The sequence below is a fragment of the Rhizobacter sp. P2_H2 genome, from assembly GCF_056403375.1.
Genome location: NZ_JBFUFP010000959.1, coordinates 1 through 2,101 on the forward strand (window position 1 = coordinate 1; position 2,101 = coordinate 2,101).

Genomic DNA, 2,101 nt, shown 5'->3' on the forward strand with positions numbered 1-2,101 from the left:
AAACTCCCTCCACTCACTTCGTTCGTTGTGGTCAAACAGTCGACGACAGTCAGTGCACGAAGCGYGCTGGCGCACGCGGGCCAYGAAACCAGCCAGCTCCGGCGMYMCGTCCTWATTGGCGCWCCACRGMCTCCCCCACGCRCCTTTGGGCCACCACCCCGGTACTTCGACTTTGACAAGCGAACAAATGAGGATGGATCCCCGGATTGGCACCCGGGCTACACGCCCCAAAGCCCCCATCCCGCTTGACCACTGGCACGGCACCTGCCCGGGTGACAACCCGGGCTCAACCCTCATTTATTCGCTTGTCACCTCCCCAAGGCAGGGCGGTGGCAGAAGGTGCGGGCGGGGAGTCTGGGGAGCGCCAATAAGGGAGTGGCGCCGGAGCTGGCTGGTTTCATGGCCCGCGTGCGCAGCACGCTTCGTGAACTGACTGTCGCCCACTGTTTGACCACAACGAACGAAGTGAGTGGCGGGAGTTTGGGCGACGGGCCATGAAACCAGTCAGCGCAGGGGAGTCATTGCCCCCCAGGGGCAATGACCGCCGCGACGGCGAGCCCCAGACTCCCCGCCCGCGCCTTCCGCACGAACGCCGACCCGGACTTCAATCGTCCAGACCCAATTCCTGGATCTTGCGCGTGATGGTGTTGCGCCCGATCCCGAGCTTCTGCGCCGCCTCGATGCGCCGCCCCCGCGTGATCTCGAGCGCCGTGTGGATCAGCTGCGCCTCGAACTTGCGCGTCAGCGTGTCCCACACCTCCGGCAGCCCGGCCTGCAGCATCGCTCGCGATTCACGCTCGAGATCGGCCAGCCAGTGCGTGCCGGTCGGCGAACTGCCCGCGACAACAGCCACCGCATCCGGCAGCGGTGCGGCCACCGGCGCTGCCGCATGGGCCACCGAGCCACCGCCCCCCGCCGGGACCGCCTCGCCCACCTCGCCCCCGGCCACCGGCACACGCGCCGGGATCGCCACCAGGTCGCCCTGGAACTCCGGCGGCAGGTCCTTGGCCTCGACCACCTGGGCCGGCGCCATCACCGTCAGCCAGTGGCAGATGTTCTCCAGCTGCCGCACGTTGCCCGGGAAGTCGAACTGCATCAGCCGCGCAAGCGCCGCCTCGGTGATGCGCTTGGCCTCGACGCCCAGCTCCTTCGCGCTCTTCTGCAGGAAGAAGCGCGCGAGCGCCGGCACGTCCTCGCGCCGCTCGCGCAGCGCCGGCAACCGCAGCCGGATCACGTTCAAGCGGTGAAACAGGTCCTCACGGAAGGCACCGAGCTTGACCCGCTCCTCCAGGTTCTGGTGCGTCGCCGCGATCACCCGCACGTTGCTGCGCAGCGGGTTGTGCCCGCCGACGCGGTAGAACTGGCCGTCGCTCAGCACGCGCAGCAGCCGCGTCTGCAGGTCGAACGGCATGTCGCCGATCTCGTCGAGGAACAGCGTGCCGCCGTCGGCCTGCTCGAAGCGCCCGCGCCGCGTCGTCTGCGCGCCGGTGAACGCGCCACGCTCATGGCCGAACAGCTCGCTCTCGAGCAGATCCTTCGGGATCGCCGCGGTGTTGATCGCGACGAACGGCCCGCTCGCGCGCGGGCTGTGCTTGTGCAGCGCCTGCGCGACCAGCTCCTTGCCCGAGCCCGATTCGCCGGTGATCAGCACCGTCACCACGCTCTGGCTCAGCCGCCCGATCGCGCGGAACACGTCCTGCATCGCCGGCGCCTGGCCCAGCATCTCGGGCATCTGCGCCATACGCTCGTCGCGCACCTCCTCGCGCATGCTCTCGTCGAGCGCGCGGCGGATCAACTCCACCGCCTTCGGCACGTCGAACGGCTTCGGCAGGTACTCGAAGGCCCCGCCCTGGAACGCGCGGACCGCGCTGTCCAGGTCGGAGTAGGCCGTCATGATGATGACCGGCAGGCCCGGGTGCCGCTCCTTGACCTTGCTCAGCAGCTCGATGCCCGAGCCCCCCGGCATCCGGATGTCGGATACAAGAACCTGGGGTTCATCGTCCTCGAGCGCGATCAGCACGTCCCGCGGGTTCGTGAAGCTGCGCACCGCGAGGTCTTCACGCGCCAGTGCCTTCTCCAGCACGAAGCGGATGGATTGGTC

The 2,101-nt window shown here is 68.7% G+C and carries 1 protein-coding gene; it reads right to left on the reverse strand.

Going from position 1 to position 2,101, the window contains the following annotated elements; genetic code table 11:
* Positions 1-604 precede the first annotated feature (604 nt).
* On the reverse strand, positions 605-2,101 hold a 1,497-nt coding region (gene ntrC, locus AC1D15_RS28735; protein ID WP_477828700.1), incomplete at its 5' end, for a nitrogen regulation protein NR(I).